16 protein-coding genes are annotated in these 15,321 nt (G+C 70.0%); 8 read left to right on the top strand and 8 right to left on the bottom strand.

Annotation, left to right across the window (positions count from 1 at the left end):
* Positions 1 to 209: 209 nt before the first annotated feature.
* Together cysE and ASF18_RS01705 are read right to left on the bottom strand one after the other, a co-directional pair.
* Positions 210 to 1,073, bottom strand: coding sequence for a serine O-acetyltransferase (gene cysE / locus ASF18_RS01710; RefSeq protein WP_056348773.1), 864 nt, complete (start codon positions 1,071 to 1,073; stop codon positions 210 to 212).
* A 54-nt stretch (positions 1,074 to 1,127) separates the two neighbouring features.
* Entirely contained in the window at positions 1,128 to 1,319 is a 192-nt protein-coding gene (locus tag ASF18_RS01705) for a hypothetical protein (protein ID WP_056213034.1), read from the bottom strand.
* A 956-nt stretch (positions 1,320 to 2,275) separates the two neighbouring features.
* Between ASF18_RS01705 and ASF18_RS01700 the strand changes: the two genes are divergently transcribed.
* Genes ASF18_RS01700 through ASF18_RS01680 form a run of 5 tightly spaced genes read left to right on the top strand, consistent with a single transcriptional unit; the run spans position 2,276 to position 6,054 of the window.
* Entirely contained in the window at positions 2,276 to 3,313 is a 1,038-nt protein-coding gene (locus ASF18_RS01700; protein WP_056349291.1) for an ABC transporter substrate-binding protein, read from the top strand.
* A gap of 10 nt (positions 3,314 to 3,323) precedes the next feature.
* The gene (locus tag ASF18_RS01695) at positions 3,324 to 4,235 is read left to right on the top strand and encodes an ABC transporter ATP-binding protein (RefSeq protein ID WP_082486921.1); all 912 of its coding nucleotides are present in this window, start codon (positions 3,324 to 3,326) and stop codon (positions 4,233 to 4,235) included.
* Positions 4,232 to 5,149: an ABC transporter permease gene (locus ASF18_RS01690; protein WP_056348770.1), complete on the top strand. Its 918-nt coding sequence runs from the start codon at positions 4,232 to 4,234 to the stop codon at positions 5,147 to 5,149. Before ASF18_RS01695 ends, ASF18_RS01690 begins: the two co-directional genes overlap by 4 nt.
* 51 nt (positions 5,150 to 5,200) lie before the next feature.
* Positions 5,201 to 5,614, top strand: coding sequence for a hypothetical protein (locus ASF18_RS01685; protein ID WP_056348766.1), 414 nt, complete (start codon positions 5,201 to 5,203; stop codon positions 5,612 to 5,614).
* Positions 5,611 to 6,054, top strand: coding sequence for a YeeE/YedE family protein (locus ASF18_RS01680; protein ID WP_056348763.1), 444 nt, complete (start codon positions 5,611 to 5,613; stop codon positions 6,052 to 6,054). The genes ASF18_RS01685 and ASF18_RS01680 overlap by 4 nt, the downstream gene beginning before the upstream one ends.
* 3 nt (positions 6,055 to 6,057) lie before the next feature.
* Here ASF18_RS01680 and ASF18_RS01675 read toward each other — a convergent pair whose 3' ends face one another.
* Positions 6,058 to 7,101, bottom strand: coding sequence for an LLM class flavin-dependent oxidoreductase (locus tag ASF18_RS01675; protein WP_056348761.1), 1,044 nt, complete (start codon positions 7,099 to 7,101; stop codon positions 6,058 to 6,060).
* Positions 7,102 to 7,105: 4 nt separating this feature from the next.
* Positions 7,106 to 8,095, bottom strand: a complete 990-nt coding sequence (locus tag ASF18_RS01670) for an ABC transporter substrate-binding protein (RefSeq protein ID WP_082486918.1) — start codon at positions 8,093 to 8,095, stop codon at positions 7,106 to 7,108.
* A gap of 500 nt (positions 8,096 to 8,595) precedes the next feature.
* Between ASF18_RS01670 and ASF18_RS01665 the strand changes: the two genes are divergently transcribed.
* From ASF18_RS01665 to ASF18_RS01655, 3 genes are read left to right on the top strand one after another with little or no spacing between them, the layout of a single operon-like run.
* Positions 8,596 to 9,693, top strand: a complete 1,098-nt coding sequence (locus ASF18_RS01665; protein ID WP_056348758.1) for an ATP-binding cassette domain-containing protein — start codon at positions 8,596 to 8,598, stop codon at positions 9,691 to 9,693.
* Positions 9,683 to 10,348, top strand: a complete 666-nt coding sequence (locus ASF18_RS01660; RefSeq protein WP_056348755.1) for a methionine ABC transporter permease — start codon at positions 9,683 to 9,685, stop codon at positions 10,346 to 10,348. The genes ASF18_RS01665 and ASF18_RS01660 overlap by 11 nt, the downstream gene beginning before the upstream one ends.
* A gap of 51 nt (positions 10,349 to 10,399) precedes the next feature.
* Positions 10,400 to 11,194: a MetQ/NlpA family ABC transporter substrate-binding protein gene (locus tag ASF18_RS01655; protein WP_056348752.1), complete on the top strand. Its 795-nt coding sequence runs from the start codon at positions 10,400 to 10,402 to the stop codon at positions 11,192 to 11,194.
* Between the two features lie 47 nt (positions 11,195 to 11,241).
* Here the strand turns inward: ASF18_RS01655 and ASF18_RS01650 are convergent, their stop codons facing one another.
* From ASF18_RS01650 to ASF18_RS01635, 4 genes are all read right to left on the bottom strand, one after another.
* Positions 11,242 to 11,997: an ABC transporter ATP-binding protein gene (locus ASF18_RS01650; protein WP_056348748.1), complete on the bottom strand. Its 756-nt coding sequence runs from the start codon at positions 11,995 to 11,997 to the stop codon at positions 11,242 to 11,244.
* A gap of 39 nt (positions 11,998 to 12,036) precedes the next feature.
* Positions 12,037 to 12,834, bottom strand: a complete 798-nt coding sequence (locus tag ASF18_RS01645) for an ABC transporter permease (protein ID WP_056349283.1) — start codon at positions 12,832 to 12,834, stop codon at positions 12,037 to 12,039.
* A gap of 71 nt (positions 12,835 to 12,905) precedes the next feature.
* Complete coding sequence (locus ASF18_RS01640; RefSeq protein WP_082486915.1) at positions 12,906 to 13,910, bottom strand: aliphatic sulfonate ABC transporter substrate-binding protein; 1,005 nt, start codon at positions 13,908 to 13,910, stop codon at positions 12,906 to 12,908.
* A 35-nt stretch (positions 13,911 to 13,945) separates the two neighbouring features.
* Positions 13,946 to 15,310 (bottom strand): LLM class flavin-dependent oxidoreductase, encoded by a 1,365-nt coding sequence (locus ASF18_RS01635; protein ID WP_056348745.1) that lies wholly within the window; start codon positions 15,308 to 15,310, stop codon positions 13,946 to 13,948.
* Positions 15,311 to 15,321 lie beyond the last annotated feature (11 nt).

Raw genomic sequence — 15,321 nt, 5'->3', positions numbered from 1 at the left:
ATGATAGCGAAAAAATAGATTGTATTACTGCAAGATTGGAGAAAACTGTTGTCCGAGATAAGGGGGCGGAAAAACGGTTGGAGCGACTTGGTCCGAAATCCGGTCCGCCCGGCAAGGGAAACCCGCTTGTGCGGCCAGGTATGGGGACCGGCCGGAGATCGATAGACGGGTCTGTCGCTGCCCCTGGGGACGTCCGGCCCCCGCACCCGTCAGATCCCATCGCCGAAGAATTGGTCCATGGTCTGAGCGGGGTCCTCGGCCGAACTGATGCGCGACACGACGCGGGCCGGCACGCCCGCCACGGTCGTGTGGGCCGGCACGTCGTGCAGGACGACGGCCGCGGCGGCCACCTTCGCGCCTTCGCCGACCCGGATGTTGCCGAGCACCTTGGCGCCGACGCTGAGGAGCACTCCGCGCTCGATCTTCGGGTGGCGGTCGCCGCTCTCCTTGCCGTTGCCCCCGAGCGTCACCGATTGCAGGATCGAGACGTCGTTGGCGATCACCGTGGTCTCGCCGATGACGACGCCGGTGGCGTGGTCGATAAAGACGCCCGAGCCGATCCGCGCTGCCGGGTGGATATCGGCGCCGAACACCTCGGAGATCCGGCTCTGGATGTGCAGCGCCAGAGTGGCGCGGCCCTGGTGCCAGAGCCAGTGCGCCACCCGGTAGCCTTCCAGGGCGGCGAGCCCCTTGTAGAATAGGAAGGGGTCGAGGTAGCGCCGGCAGGTCGGGTCGCGCTCGCGGATGGCCACAAGGTCGCGCACGGCGTGCTCACCCGCATGCGGGTCGGCCTCGAAGGCCGAGAGGCAGAGGTCGCGGGTGGAGAGCCGCGCGAGGTCGCCGTCGCCGAGGCGATGGGCGAGGCGGTAGGCGAAGGCATGGACCAGGCTCGGTTGGTCGAGCACCGTCGCCTGGATGATTCCGGCATAGAGCGGCTCCTCAATGAGGGCTGCCTCCGCCTCAGCGCGCATCGCCCGCCAGACATCGGAGCCGGCCGTGGTCTGGCTCACGCTGCGCAGGGGCGGGCGCAAGAGGTTGCTGGGACCGCGCGAGGCCTGGCTGCCGGCGGTCATGCGGATCGGCTCATGTGGATCGCGAGGTCCGGGCGGTGAGCGGCGGCATCGGCCTCACCCGACGCGCTGGAAGAGGGCGGCGATGTAGCCCACAAGGAGGCCGTGTCCGTCGAACTGCACGTCCACGACCTGCGCCCCGTCCCGGGCCGGCAGGACGTCGACGATGCGCCCGGTGGCGTGGCGCCAGATCCCGAGGGCATCGGCTACGTCGAGCCGGGCGAACACTACCTGATCTCCGAGAACCATCGTTTTCTCCGGTCTGTACGTCGTCGCGCGAGGAGGGTGGCGAAGGGGGACCGGCGGCGCGGTCCGAGGGCCGCGGACGGACCTTTGCGGGGCACGGACGGGAGGCGCCGCGCCTTGGGGAAGTGTGCCGATCCGGGGCCTCCAGGGTCAATGAGAGCGGTTTCCAAAGATCGGTGGCCTGCGGGCACAGCCTTCCTCCCGGACGGGTCCTGAGAGCAGGCTTCTCCTGCGCGGCCGATCTTACCGACTCAGCGAACTGTCACCGGGATGTCGGGGCGTGCGTCCCCGGTGAAGCCCTGCCGGTTCGGCAACGCCACCGCCGGGAGCGCACCGGAGTGCTCCGGCAGAAGCCCGTCGGGGTAAAAGACTTAGGCGCTTAGGGGGTAGGTCTCGTCCGCACCGAGGGATTGCGGCGCGTCGAAGGGTCCGGCGCAGCAGATGTAGTCGAACAGGGGTGGGGAATGATTGCGAGGCGGAGCCGCATGACACGAAGTGCGTGAAGGCAGAGTCGACAGCGCCTCCGAGAGCGAAATTCAAATGTATTCGGCCGTGACTATCAGCGCAAAGATCTCTCCATATGTGGCGTACGGCAAGAGAAACAGCCTCCAGATGCGCCGGTTCCAGGGAGAAATTCTTGCCAGGACGTTCGATCAGACTCCGGTCCCCGCAGAGGGCGCAGCGCCTGCAGAGATGACCGGCGGAAGAAAGTGGCACTTCCCCGCATCGAAGCGGGGTTTCCGGCGCTAAATTGCCTGTCTGGAGAAATACTCTCTGGAAGCCCTAACGTGAAACACGAACAGTCTCCGATGCGATCCGAATAAAGACGGCGCTTTTATTGACCCGCCCCGGACACAGGATACCATCTTCGCCAGCTATCTCGGGCTCTCTATCGACCCGGATCACTTGGATTGTCTTCGGAAAAGACAGCTTCTCCAGACATGTCGGCGGCGCACACGATGACGATTAGGCAACACATCTTCCTCTCGCGGCGCTTGGCGGGAGCCTTGCTCGGCGGGCTGGCCCTGTGCGCGTCGCTCGCCGGCGGCGCGGCGGCGGCGGCCGAGGGACAGTTGCGGATCGCCAAGCAGTTCGGCGTCGTCTACCTGCTCCTCAACGTGGTCGAAGACCAGAAGCTCATTGAGAAGCACGGCAAGGCGGCTGGCCTCGACATCAAGGTCGACTACGTCCAGCTCTCGGGCGGGTCGGCGGTCAACGACGCGCTGCTGTCCGGCAACATTGAGGTCGCGGGGGCCGGCGTCGGGCCGCTGTTTACCCTATGGGACCGCACCCGGGGCCGGCAGAACGTCAAGGGCATCGCCTCGCTCGGCAACTTTCCTTACTACCTCGTCACCAACAATCCCGAGGTGAAGACCATCGCTGACTTCGGTGAGAAGGACCGGATCGCGGTGCCGGCGGTGGGCGTCTCGGTGCAGTCGCGTATCCTGCAATGGGCCTCGGCCAAGCTCTGGGGCGACAAAGACTTCGCCAGGCTCGACCGGATCAGCGTCGCGGTTCCGCATCCGGAGGCGGCGGCCGCGATCATCAAGGGCGGCACCGAGATCTCCGGGCATTTCGGCAATCCGCCCTTTCAGGATCAGGAACTGGCCGAGAACCCCAAGGCCCGCATCGTCCTGAATTCGTACGACGTCCAGGGCGGCCCGTCCTCCTCGACGGTGCTCTACGGGACGGAGGCGTTCTACAAATCCAGCCCGAAGACCTACAAGGCCTTCCTGGACGCGCTCGACGAGGCGGCGAAGTTCATCACTGAGAACCCCAACAAGGCGGCCGAAATCTACATCCGGACGACCAACAGCAAGCTCGATCCGGCGCTGCTGAAGACGATCATTACCAACCCGGCCGTGACCTTCAAGGTAACGCCGGAGAATACCCTCGGGCTGGGCCAGTTCATGCATCGGGTCGGGGCGATCAAGTCCGCGCCCCAGGCCATCGGCGATTACTTCTTCGCCGATCCGCGCATCGATACCGGCAGCTGAGCCGCCCGCGATGATCTGCGCCGCCACCCTGTCCGACCTGTCCGTTCTCGAACTGGCCGAGCCGCGCCCGCGCGACGGCGTTCGGCGCGAAGCCGCGCCCGCCCGGCCAGCACCGGAGCCCGCGCCTCCCCCCGCGCTCGCCCCGTCGCCCCTGCTGCAGATCCGGGGCGTCACCCTGGAATACCGCACGCCGCAGCGGGTGGTACGGGCTACGCACCGGATCGACCTCGACATCCATGCGGGCGACCGCTTCGTCTTGCTCGGGCCGTCGGGCTGCGGCAAGTCCACCCTGCTGAAAGCGGCGGCCGGCTTCATCACGCCGGTGGAGGGCGCGATCACCCTGGCGGGCGCTCCGGTACGGGCGCCCGGGCCCGACCGCATCGTGGTGTTCCAGGAATTCGATCAGCTGCCGCCCTGGAAGACGGTGGCGCAGAACGTCGCCTTCCCGCTGCGCGCCGCCAAGGCGCTCGGCCGGAGGGAGGCGCAGGAGCGCGCCCGCCACTACATCGACAAGGTCGGGCTCACGCCCTTCGCCGACAGCTACCCGCACCAGCTCTCGGGCGGCATGAAGCAGCGGGTCGCCATCGCCAGCGCCCTGGCGATGCAGCCCCGGGTACTGATGATGGACGAGCCCTTCGCGGCGCTCGACGCCCTGACCCGGCGGCGGATGCAGGAAGAGCTGCTCGCCCTCTGGGACGAGGCCCACTTCACCCTGCTCTTCGTCACGCATTCGATCGAGGAGGCGCTCGTGGTCGGCAACCGGGTGGCCCTGCTCTCGCCCCATCCCGGCCGGGTGCGGGCCGAATTCAACAGCCACGCCTTCGATCTTTCCAGCATCGGCAGCGAGGCCTTCCAGGGAGCGGTGCAGCGGCTGCACGCGCGTCTGTTCGAGACCGACGCCCCTGCGGAGGCGGCCCGATGAGCGCGTCCGCGACCCGCTCCGATCTCTTCACCCACAATCGCAGCTCGCACGAGCTGGGGCCGCCGATCCGCCCAGAATACGACCGGGTGCTCGCGCCCTTCGTTGAGGCTCCGGTAGAGCGCACGCTACCGCTCCGCGCGCGGCTGTGGCAGCAGGACTGGCTGCGCAAGGGCCTGATCATCGCCGCTCTGGCGCTCCTCTGGGAGGGGCTGGCGCGCTGGCAGGACAACGACCTGCTGCTGCCTGGATTCCTCGCCACGATGTCGGCCCTCGTCGACGGCCTCGCCAACGGTGAATTGCTGGATCGGGTGCGCATTTCCCTGACCGTGCTGGTGCAGGGCTACGTCGCCGGCATCGTGCTCGCCTTCGGGCTGACGACGCTCGCGGTCTCGACGCAGTTCGGCCGGGATCTGCTCTCCACCCTGACGGCGATGTTCAATCCGCTGCCGGCCATCGCCCTGCTGCCGCTCGCCCTGCTCTGGTTCGGCCTCGGCTCCGGCAGCCTGATCTTCGTGCTGATCCACTCGGTGCTGTGGCCGATGGCGCTCAACACCTATGCGGGCTTCCAGGGCGTGCCCGAGACCCTGCGGATGGCGGGGCGCAACTACGGCCTGCGCGGGCCGTCCTACGTCCTGCAGATTCTAATCCCAGCCGCCCTGCCGGCGATCCTGTCGGGCTTGAAGATCGGCTGGGCCTTCGCCTGGCGCACCCTGATCGCGGCCGAGCTGGTGTTCGGGGCTTCCTCAGGGCGGGGTGGCCTCGGGTGGTACATCTTCCAGAACCGCAACGAGCTCTACACCGACCGGGTCTTCGCTGGTCTCGTCCTGGTTATCGTCATCGGCCTCGTGGTCGAGAATCTGGTGTTCGCGGCCTTCGAGCGGTTGACCGTGCGGCGCTGGGGCATGGCCCGGTAAGGGATGGCGCGCCAAGGGGCGACATACGGTGGCGGAGCACGGACGATTCCCATGAACACCTATGCGTCCGGGTTCGCGGGCGGCGCGCTGATCGGCCTGTCGGTCGCGCTCCTGATGCTCCTCAACGGGCGCATCGCTGGGATCAGCGGCCTCGTAGCCGGCCTCGGCCGGGATCGCGGTCTCCGCCGGTGGGTTGACGCCGCCTTCGTCGCCGGGCTCATCGCTGGCCCGCCGGTCTTCGCCCTCGCCACCGGGGCCTGGCCGGCGATGCGCTTCGTCGCCTCCCTGCCGGTGCTCGCCGTCGCCGGCTTCCTCGTCGGGTTCGGCACCCGCCTCGGCTCGGGCTGCACCAGCGGCCACGGCGTCGCCGGCCTCGTCCGGCTCTCGCCGCGCTCGCTGGCGGCGGTCCTGACCTTCCTGGGGTCCGGCATGCTCACCGTGGCGCTACTGCGGGGCCTGGCATGAGCGCGCCGCTCCGCCTGCTCGTGGCCCTCGCCGCCGGACTAAACTTCGGCTTCGGCCTGTCGCTCTCGGGGATGCTCGACCCGGCCCGGGTCCAGGGCTTCCTGGACGTGACCGGCGCCTTCGACAGGCGACAGGCCTGGGACCCAACCCTCGCCTTCGTGCTCGGCGGCGCGGTGAGCGTCGCCGGGCCTGGCTACGCTCTCGCCCGGCGCCTGCCGCGCCCGGCGCTGACAGTCGCCTTCGAGCTGCCGACGAACCGCCGGATTGACCGGCCATTGATCGGCGGCGCAGCCCTATTTGGAATTGGCTGGGGTCTATCAGGTCTATGCCCCGGCCCCGCCGTGGCGGCCCTGTCGACGGGAGCGCTGCCCGTGGTGGTCTTCGTCGCCGCCATGCTGGTGGGCATGGCCGTCTACCAGCGGTTCGTCGCCCGCACCTGAACCTCAGCGCACCCGTGGCAGGACCTCTAAGGCGAAGCGCCGCATCTCGGCCTCGAATGGCTGGAACTGCAGCATGAAGAGCTCGATGCCGGCCCTGTGGAAGGCACGGATACGGGAAGCGACGGTTTCGTAGCTGCCGACGAGACCGGCCGCCGTGCCGCCATTGGTCCCGACGTGGCGGGAGGCCGCCGCGTCGGTCTTGGCGAACATCACGCTGGCCGCATCGGTGCGCGCCCGGGTGTCGGCGCGCAGCTCCGCGTCGCGGTCGGCCAGGCCCAGTAGGCGCGCGTGCTCGCGCTCCGCCTCCACATCGGTCTCACGAGCGATGACGAAGGCCGAGAGTCCGTAGCGCAGGGGGCCGTTGACGGCGGGCCGACGGGCCACGTCGGCGATCAGCGCCGCCACGTCCGCGAGGGGCTGGCCATTGATGAACCAGACGTCGGCCTGCTCCGCCGCGAGGGTGCGGGCCGGCTCGGATTCACCACCGAGATAGATCGTCGGGCGCGGCCGGAAGCTGCCGGCCGGGCGCAGCTGGTAATCCGTCACCTGGAAGTGCGAGCCCGCATGGGTGACGCGCTCGCCTCGCATCAGTCGGTCGACGAGGCCGATCCACTCGGCGCCGTAGGCGTAGCGCGCGTCGTGGGCGGGAAAGGGTAGTCCCGCCCGCTCAAATTCGGCCCGGTTCCAGGCATTCACGAGGTTCAGGGCAAACCGCCCCCGGGCGATGTGCTCGATCTGCAGGGCCATCTTGGCCAGCACCACGGGGTGGTAAAGCCCGGGCTTGATCGCGGCGATGATCTCGATGCGCTGCGTCAGCGCAGCCAGCGCCGCCGAGGCGGTCCAGGCTTCGAGCTGGTCGCGCCCGTCGTCGTAGGGATTGGCGGTGTGCTGGGCGACCAGAACGGCGTCGAAGCCGAGAGCTTCGGCCTCCAGCACCAGGGCGCGGTTGCGGTCCCAGCTGGCGTCGTCCGGCTCGTCCGGATCATGGTGGGAGGCGCGGGAGCCGTGGACGGCCGCCCATATTCCGAAGCGGATTGGATGGGTCATGCGCTCAGCCCCGCTCCGCCGGCGGCTGCCAGGTATTCACCGCGGTCGCGTCGAGGTCGCGCGGAATTAGCCTGGCCTCACGGAAGGTGTCGGCGATGGCCTGCTGCTCGCCGAGCTCGGACCGCACCACCGGGGTGACGTCGTAGGTCCGGCGCCGGTTCACCGTGGCGACCACCTCGGGGGAGAGGTCGCCCCAGATCGGCGCGAGGAGCGCTACCGCCGCATCCGGCTCGGCCTTGACCCAGCGGCCCGCCTGCCGGAGCGCGTCGTAGACGATCCCGACCACCTGCGGGTTCTCGGCCACGAAGCGGTCGTTGGCGAGGTAGTAGCGGTGATAGCTCGATAGGCCGGTCGCGTCGGCCAACACCCGCACCGGCCGCTTGGCCTGGGCGATGGCGAGGAACGGGTCCCAGATCACCCAGGCGTCGAGGCTGCCCTGGCCGAAGGCCGCCAGCCCCTCCGGTGCCTGGAGATAGGCCGGCTTGATGTCGGAAAAGGCGAGGCCCGCCCGCTTGAGGGCGGCTGCGAGGATGAAGTGGCAGCCCGAGCCGCGCGAGACGCCGACGGTGCGACCCTTCAGGTCGGCGATGGAGCGGATCGGCGATTCATCGGGAACGATGATGGCCTCGGCCGCGGGGGAACCGACCTCGCGGGCATAGAAGGTGAGCGGCGCATTCGCCGCCTGGGTGAAGATCGGCACCGCGTCCGCGACGTCCGCGTGGAGGTCGACGGCCCCGGCGTTCATCGGCTCGATCACGCTGGTGAAGAGGTGCCAGGACGGCGCGAAGCCCAGGGGCTTCAGGCGCTCGTCCAGGGTGCCCTTGGCCTTAAGGATGGTGAGCAGGGTCGAGGAGCGCTGGTAGCTCAGGCGGACCGTCCGCTCGGCGGCCCGGACCGCCGGCATCCCGAGAGGTGCCAGCGCGGCGGCCCCGAGGCCGGCGCGCAGGATCGTCCGGCGCGAGGGGGCATCCCCGCGCGGCGTGTCGTCGGTCATGGATCGTCTCCGGAGAAGTGTCGCCCGCCGTGCACCCGACGGTCTGCACGGCCCGGATCGCACATCGCCGACGACGTCGCCGCACGATCACGATCCCGTGCCGATGATGTACGAAAAACTCCCAAGATTTCGCAAGGAAAGGGATTTTCGAATTTCGATGGTTTTTAGGACGATTGTTTTCGTATCTGGCGGAATAGCCAGAATGACCCCACGAAAGATCGCGCCCAAGTCCCGAGAGCAAGCCTCAAGAGGATGAAAACGCGGGCGTCGCACGCTCGGCGGGCTCATCTACAGCATCGAGGGAGAACCTTCTCGCGCGCCCGGCCGTCACGACGGCCTTCATCCTCGTCGACGCCGCAGTTTGGTCTATGCTTTCATTGACTGGGGGCACATCGGGCGCAGATAAATATAGCAGCCTTCTCTGCTTCAAGAGACCTGCTCTCGTCTTCCGTATCTTGAGATCGGCAAGCGCGCGACCGGGCCGAGGATCATCCCCGTCCATGCCGTCGACCAGCAACCCCGCCGAATCGGTGATCCGCTTCGAATCCGTCTCGAAGACCTACGCGACCCGGCGCAACGGGAAAGCGGTCGCTGCCCTGGAGGGCATCGACCTCGCGGTTCCGGCCGGGTCGATTTTGGGCATCATCGGGCGCTCCGGCGCCGGCAAGTCGACCCTGATCCGCCTGATCAACGGCCTGGAGCAGCCCAGTGCGGGCCGCGTCTGGGTCGGGGATGCCGAGGTATCGGCCCTGCGCCCGCGGGAGCTGCGCGCCCTGCGGGCCCGGGTCGGAATGATCTTCCAGCACTTCAACCTGCTCTCGTCGCGGGATGCCGCCGGCAACGTCGCGCTGCCCCTGGAGATCGCCGGCTGGGCGCCGGCCGCGATCCGGACGCGGGTCGCCGAGTTGCTCGATCTCGTGGGGCTCGCGGATCAGGCGGGGCGCTATCCCGCCGAGCTGTCGGGCGGGCAGAAGCAGCGCGTCGGCATCGCCCGAGCCCTGGCGACCCGGCCGGAAGTGCTGCTCTCCGACGAGGCGACCTCGGCCCTGGACCCCGAGACCACCCGGTCGATCCTGGCGCTCCTCGCGCGCATCAACCGGGAGCTCAGCCTCACCATCGTGCTCATCACCCACGAGATGTCGGTGATCCGCGCCGTGGCCGACCGTGTCGCTGTGATCGAGAACGGCGCGATCGTCGAGGAGGGCTCGGCCTTCGACGTCTTCACCCGACCGCGGGCCGAGATCACGCGCTCTCTCCTCGCGGGAGAAATGGGCCATGGGCTGCCCCAAGCGCTGGCGGCGCGGATCGGAGCCGGCCCACGCCCGGGCGCGACGGTCGTGCTGCGCATCGCCTTCGAGGACGCCCCGAACGGCACCGCGATCCTGGCGCGGCTCGCCCGCGACACCGGCATTGAGGCCGCGATCCTGGCCGGCACCGTGGACGAGATCGGTGGGCGTCCGTACGGCTCCCTGGCGATCGGGCTGCCGCCGGCACCCGACGTGGCGGCACGAGCGCGGGCCTACCTCGCGCAGCACGGCATCAACAGTCAGGTCCTGGGATACCTGCCGCCGGCCCAGGAGGCGTCCCGTGTCGCCTGAACTGATCCGCCTCCTCGTCCAGGCCACCGGCGACACCCTCACGATGGTGGCGCTCGCCGCCTCCCTCGGAACCCTGTTCGGCCTGCCGCTGGGGATCTTCCTGGCGACGAGCCGGCAGGGCGAACTCTTCGCCGCGCCGATCGCGAACGCGGTGCTGGGCTTCGTCGTCAACGCGACCCGCTCGACGCCCTTCATCATTCTAGTGGTGGCGATCATCCCCTTCACCCGGCTCATCGCCGGCACCTCAATCGGGACCTTCGCCGCGACGGTCCCGCTCACGGTGGCGGCGACGCCCTTCCTGGCGCGCCTGATCGAGGCGGCGATCCGGGAGGTCGATCCGGGCCTCGTGGAGGCGGCCCGGGCCTTCGGGGCGAGCCCGGGGCAGATCGTCGTTAAGGTGCTGATTCCCGAGGCGCTGCCCGGCATCGTGTCGGGCCTGACCCTGGCGGTGGTCTCCCTTCTCGGCTTCTCCGCCATGGTCGGCGCCGTCGGCGGCGGAGGGCTCGGCGACCTCGGCATCCGCTATGGCTACCAGCGCTTCCGGCCCGAGATGATGCTGGCCGTGGTCGTCGTCCTCGTGGTCCTCGTCCAGGCGGTGCAGACCGTCGGCGAAGGCCTGGCCCGGCGTCTGAACCGGCGCATCCGCCCGGTCTGACGCGCCTCTCTCCTGTCCCGCCCTCCCACTCCCGAACCCGGACGATCCGCCATGCTGCGCGCCTTGACCCTTGCCGCCCTCCTCGCCGCCTCTACCCAGCTCCCTCCGGGGCCAGCGCGGGCCGAGCCCCTGACGCGGGTCCGCATCGGGGCGACGCCGGGGCCGCACGCGCAGATCCTCGAGGCGGTGAAGCCGATCGCGGCGAAGAACGGGCTCGATCTCCAGATCATCGAGTTCTCCGACTACGTCGTGCCGAACGAGGCGCTCTCGGCGGGTGAGATCGAGGCGAACTCGTTCCAGAATCAGCCCTTCCTCGACAATCAGAAGGCCGACCGGGGCTACCGCATCACCGGCGTCGGCCTGACGGTGAATTTCCCCCTCGGCATCTATTCGAAGCGCCACAGGAGCTTCGACGCGGTGCCGAACGGCGGCACCGTGGCGATCCAGAACGACCCGACCAATGGCGGGCGCTCGCTGCTCCTCCTGCAGGACAAGGGCGTGATCAAGCTGGCCCCCGGCACCGGGTTCAAGCCGACGGTGGCCGACATCGTCGAGAATCCTCGCAAGCTCCGCTTCATCGAGGTGGATGCGGCCCAAACGCCCCGCGCCCTCGACGACGTGGACGCCGCGGCGGTCAACACCAACTACGCGACGCCCGCCGGCCTCAAGCCCTCCGATGCACTCCTCAAGGAGGAGCCGAAGGGCCCCTACGTCAACATGCTGGCGGTGCGCGAGGCGGACAAGGACAAGCCCTGGGTCAAGGCCCTGGTGGAGAGCTACCGCACGCCGGAGACCAAGGCTTTCGTGGAGACGACCTTCGGCGGAGCGGTGCTCACGAGCTGGTAAAGACGCGCGAGCCCGGACGCGCCGATGGCGTCCGGGCCGCAGGCCCCTCAGACGGCGAGGGCCGCCCGGCCCGCGGGTGGGGCGAGGGACGCGTCCAGCAGGGCGCGCAGGACCTGTGAGGTCCGCAGATGGTCCGCCGCATCCCCGGAACGGGGCGCGTCGATCGCAATCGTCTCGTGGATGCGGCCGGGATGGGGCCGCATGACCACGACGCGGTCCGCTAGGGCGGCGGCTTCGGCGACGTCGTGGGTGACGAGGAGGATAGTCGGGCGGGTCTCGGCCCAGAGGGCCAGCAGGTGGCGGTGCAGGTCCTCGCGCGTGACGGCGTCGAGGGCCGAGAAGGGCTCGTCCAGCAGGAGAACCCGGGGGTCGGCCACGAAGGCCCGGGCGATGGACACGCGCTGCTGCTGGCCGCCGGAAAGCGCGCGCGGCCAGCGCCCTGCATGGTCGGCGAGGCCGACGCGGGCGAGGGCCCGGGCGACGCGGGTCCGGCGCTCGGCCGCCGGCCGGTGCGCGAGACCGAAGCCGACATTCTCGGCGATGCTGAGCCAGGGCAGCAGGCGCGGCTCCTGGAAGACCAGGCCGAGGCCGGGATGCGGACCGTCGAGAGTGGTGCCGTCGAGCCGGATCAGGCCCGCCGTCGCGACGTCGAGGCCCGCCACAAGGCGCAGGAGGGTGGTCTTGCCGCAGCCCGAGCCGCCGACCACGGCGACGATCTCGCCCGGCGCGAGGGAGAGGGTCAGGCCGGAGAGCGCCTGCGTCCCGTCCGCGTAGGTCTTCGAGAGGTCCTGGATCGTCAGCATCGCTCTGTGTCCGAAGCCATGGTTTCGGCGGGGCCGGTCCTAGAGGACGCCGCGGCTGACATCCTGCCAGCGCAGCAGCGGGCGGGTCGCCAGGACGAGGAGGCCGTCGGCGAGCTTGCCCAGACCCGCAAAGGCCAGGATGGCCGCCAGGATCTGGTCCGGCTTCCCGAATTGCTGGCCGTCCACCAGGAGGTAGCCGAGCCCCTCCGAAGCCCCCATCAGCTCGGCCGCGACCACGAACAGGAAGCCGAGCCCGAGGCCGGTGCGGAGCGCCACCAGGGTGCCGGGCAGCACTGCGGGCAGGAGGATGCGGCGGGCGAGCGCGAAGCGCGACAGGCGGAAGATGCGCCCGACCTCCACGAGCTTGCGATCCACCGATGCGATCGCGCCGGAGACCCCGACATAGACCGGGAAGAACACCCCGACGGCGATCAGCACCACCTTCGGCGTCTCGAGGATGCCGAGCCAGAGGATGAAGAGCGGCACCCAGGCGAGCGAAGGCACCGCCCGCAGGGCCTGCAGGCTGGGGTCGAGGAGGTGCCGGGCGAGCGGGAGCGTGCCGGTAAGGGCGCCCACGAGGATGCCCGCCCCGGCGCCGGCCGCGAAGCCGAGCGCGACGCGCAGCAGCGTCGCCTGGACGTGCAGGCGGAGGTCCCCGGACTGGGCCAGCGCCAGTAGCGTCCCGAGGACCCGGCTCGGCGGCGGTAGCAGCCGCCCCTGGGCGAGGCCGGACCGGATGGCGAGTTCCCAGCCCAGGGCGAGGGCCAGGGGGATCAGGATTCCGAGGATGAGCCGGCCGCTGGTGCGCCCGGCCCCCCGTCGCCAGGAAGGGTTCAGCCCTGCCGTTGCAGGAGCGGCGCCGTCGCCTCCCGCGCCGGACGCGAGGAGCGGGGACGCGGTTCCCGCGCTCACCGCTCGGACCCGGCGGTGAAGCGGGGATCGATAAGCTCGTCGACGGCCGCGGCCACGTCTGTCTCCGCCGGGATCACGCCGGCCTGCTGCAATGCGAGGCCCGCCGCCCGGATGCTCTCGGCCTGGACCCGGCCGATCTCGGGCCGGGTCAGGTCGGTGCGGGCGAGCTGGCGGGCGATCACGGGTTCGGGCAGCTTCGTCGCGGCGACGAGGGCGCGCGTCACGGCCTCCGGGTTGGCGATCGCGTAGGTGCGCGCCTGCTCGTAGGCGGCGATGACGACCTTCACGAGGTCCGGATGGGCCTTGGCGAAATCCTCGCGCACGTCGAGGACGCCCCAGGTGTTGGCGGCCGGGTCCCGGAAGAACAGGCGGGTGCCGCCCTCGATTTCCGAGGCCGCCATCATCGGGTCGAGGCCGGCCCAGGCGTCGACATCGCCGCGCTCCAGGGCCGTGCGGCCGTCGGCATGCTGGAGCAGGACGAGCTTGGCGTCCTTCTCGGTGAGCCCGGCGCCCTGCAGGGCGCGGATGAGGAAGATGTGCGGATCGGTGCCCCGCGTCACCGCGATCCGCTTGCCCTTGAGGTCGGCCGGCGTCCGGATGCCGCTGTCCTTATTGGTTACCAGGGCGGTCCATTCCGGCTGCGAGTAGGCGTAGATCGCCTTGACCGGATTGCCGTTGAGACGCGCCAGCAGGGCAGCCGCTCCGGCCGAGGAGCCGAAATCGATGGCCCCGCCGTTCAGGAACTCCAGTGCCTTGTTCGAGCCGAGCGACTGCGTCCAGCGCACGGCGATTCCCCGCTCCTTCAGGGCGGATTCGAGGAAGCCCTTCTCCTTCAGGACGAGGCTGACCGGGTTGTAGGTCGCCCAGTCGAGGCGGACCTCCGTCACCTCGGCGGCCTCGCTCCGCCGGGCCGCGGCCAACGGCAGGAGGGCCGCGCAGGCGAGGGCGAGGAGAGTGCGGCGGGTGGGCGAGGCGTGGCGGCGCCGCTGGCGGATCGTCATGGGCTCAGGGTCCTGGTGCGGGGAGGAGGCAGGAATCACGGGGCGGCCGGCACCCGGATCGCGGCGGCGGGGTGGCGATGGGGCGGGCGCGGCAATCCGAGGTTTTCGCGCAGGGTGCGGCCCTCGTAGTCCGTGCGGAACAGGCCGCGGCGCTGGAGCTCGGGGATCACCAGGGTGGCGAAATCGTCGAGGCCGCCGGGCAGGGTCGGCGGCATGATGTTAAAGCCGTCCGCGCCGTGGGCCTCGAAACGCTCTTGCAGCGCGTCGGCGATCCGGCCCGGGGTGCCGACCAGGGTCCAGTGCCCGCGGGCGCCGGCGATGCGCAGGTAGAGATCGCGGATGGTCAGCCCGTCGCGCCTCGCCAGCGTCAGCATCAGGGCCTGCCGGCTCTTGCCGCCCTCGGTCTCGGGCAGGTCGGGCACCGGGGCGTCATCCGGATAGGCCGACAGGTCGGCGCCGGCGAGCTGTTCGAGCAGCGAGCGGCCGACTATGGGGTGGATGAGATCCTGCAGTTCCCCGTAGCGGTCCTGAGCCTCGCCCTCCGTGCGCCCGACGACCGGGAAGGCGCCGGGCATGATCTTACAATGGTCGGGGTCGCGCCCGAAGCCGGCCATGCGGCCCTTCACGTCGGCGTAGAAGGTGGTCGCGTCCGCCAGGGTCTCTTGCGCGGTGAAGACGATTTCGGCGGTGCGGGCGGCCAGCGCCTTGCCGGCCTCGGAGGAGCCCGCCTGCACCACCACCGGGTGGCCCTGCGGCGGGCGCGGCACGTTGAGGGGTCCGCGCACCGAGAAGTGCGCGCCCTCGTGGGCGAGGAGGTGCAGCCGGTCCGGGTCGAAGAACCGGCCCGAGTCCCGGTCGCGCACGAAGGCGTCGTCCGCGTAGGAATCCCACAGGCCCCGGACCACGTCGACGAATTCCTCCGCCCGGGCGTAGCGGTGGGCATGGGCGAGGTGGCTCTCGCGGCTGAAGTTCCAGGCTTCGCGCGGATCGGCCGAGGTCACGAGGTTCCAGCCGGCCCGGCCCTCGCTGAGATGGTCGAGGGAGGCGAACTTGCGGGCGACGTGGAACGGCTCGTTGTAGGTGGTGGAGGCGGTGGCCACGAGGCCGATCCGCTCGGTCACCGCCGCGAGGTGGGATAGCAGCGTCAGGGGCTCGAACTGCCCGACGTAGCGGATCGCCGTTCGGCTCAAGGCGTCGATGTCCTCGCCCCGGACGGCGACGCCGTCGGCGAGGAAGATCAGGTCGAACTTCGCCGCCTCCGCGGTTCGCGCGATGTGGCGATAATGCGTCGCGTTGACGCCGGCATCCGCCTGAGCGGACGAATGGCGCCAGGCCGCGACGTGGTGCCCGCCGGGATACAGGAAGGCGCCGAGGCGCATGCGGTCGGAGCGGGCCGGCATGGCGGGCGTCC

Source organism: Methylobacterium sp. Leaf89 (assembly GCF_001422215.1).
Lineage (GTDB): Bacteria > Pseudomonadota > Alphaproteobacteria > Rhizobiales > Beijerinckiaceae > Methylobacterium.
This window is presented reverse-complemented; position numbering and strand designations above follow the sequence as displayed.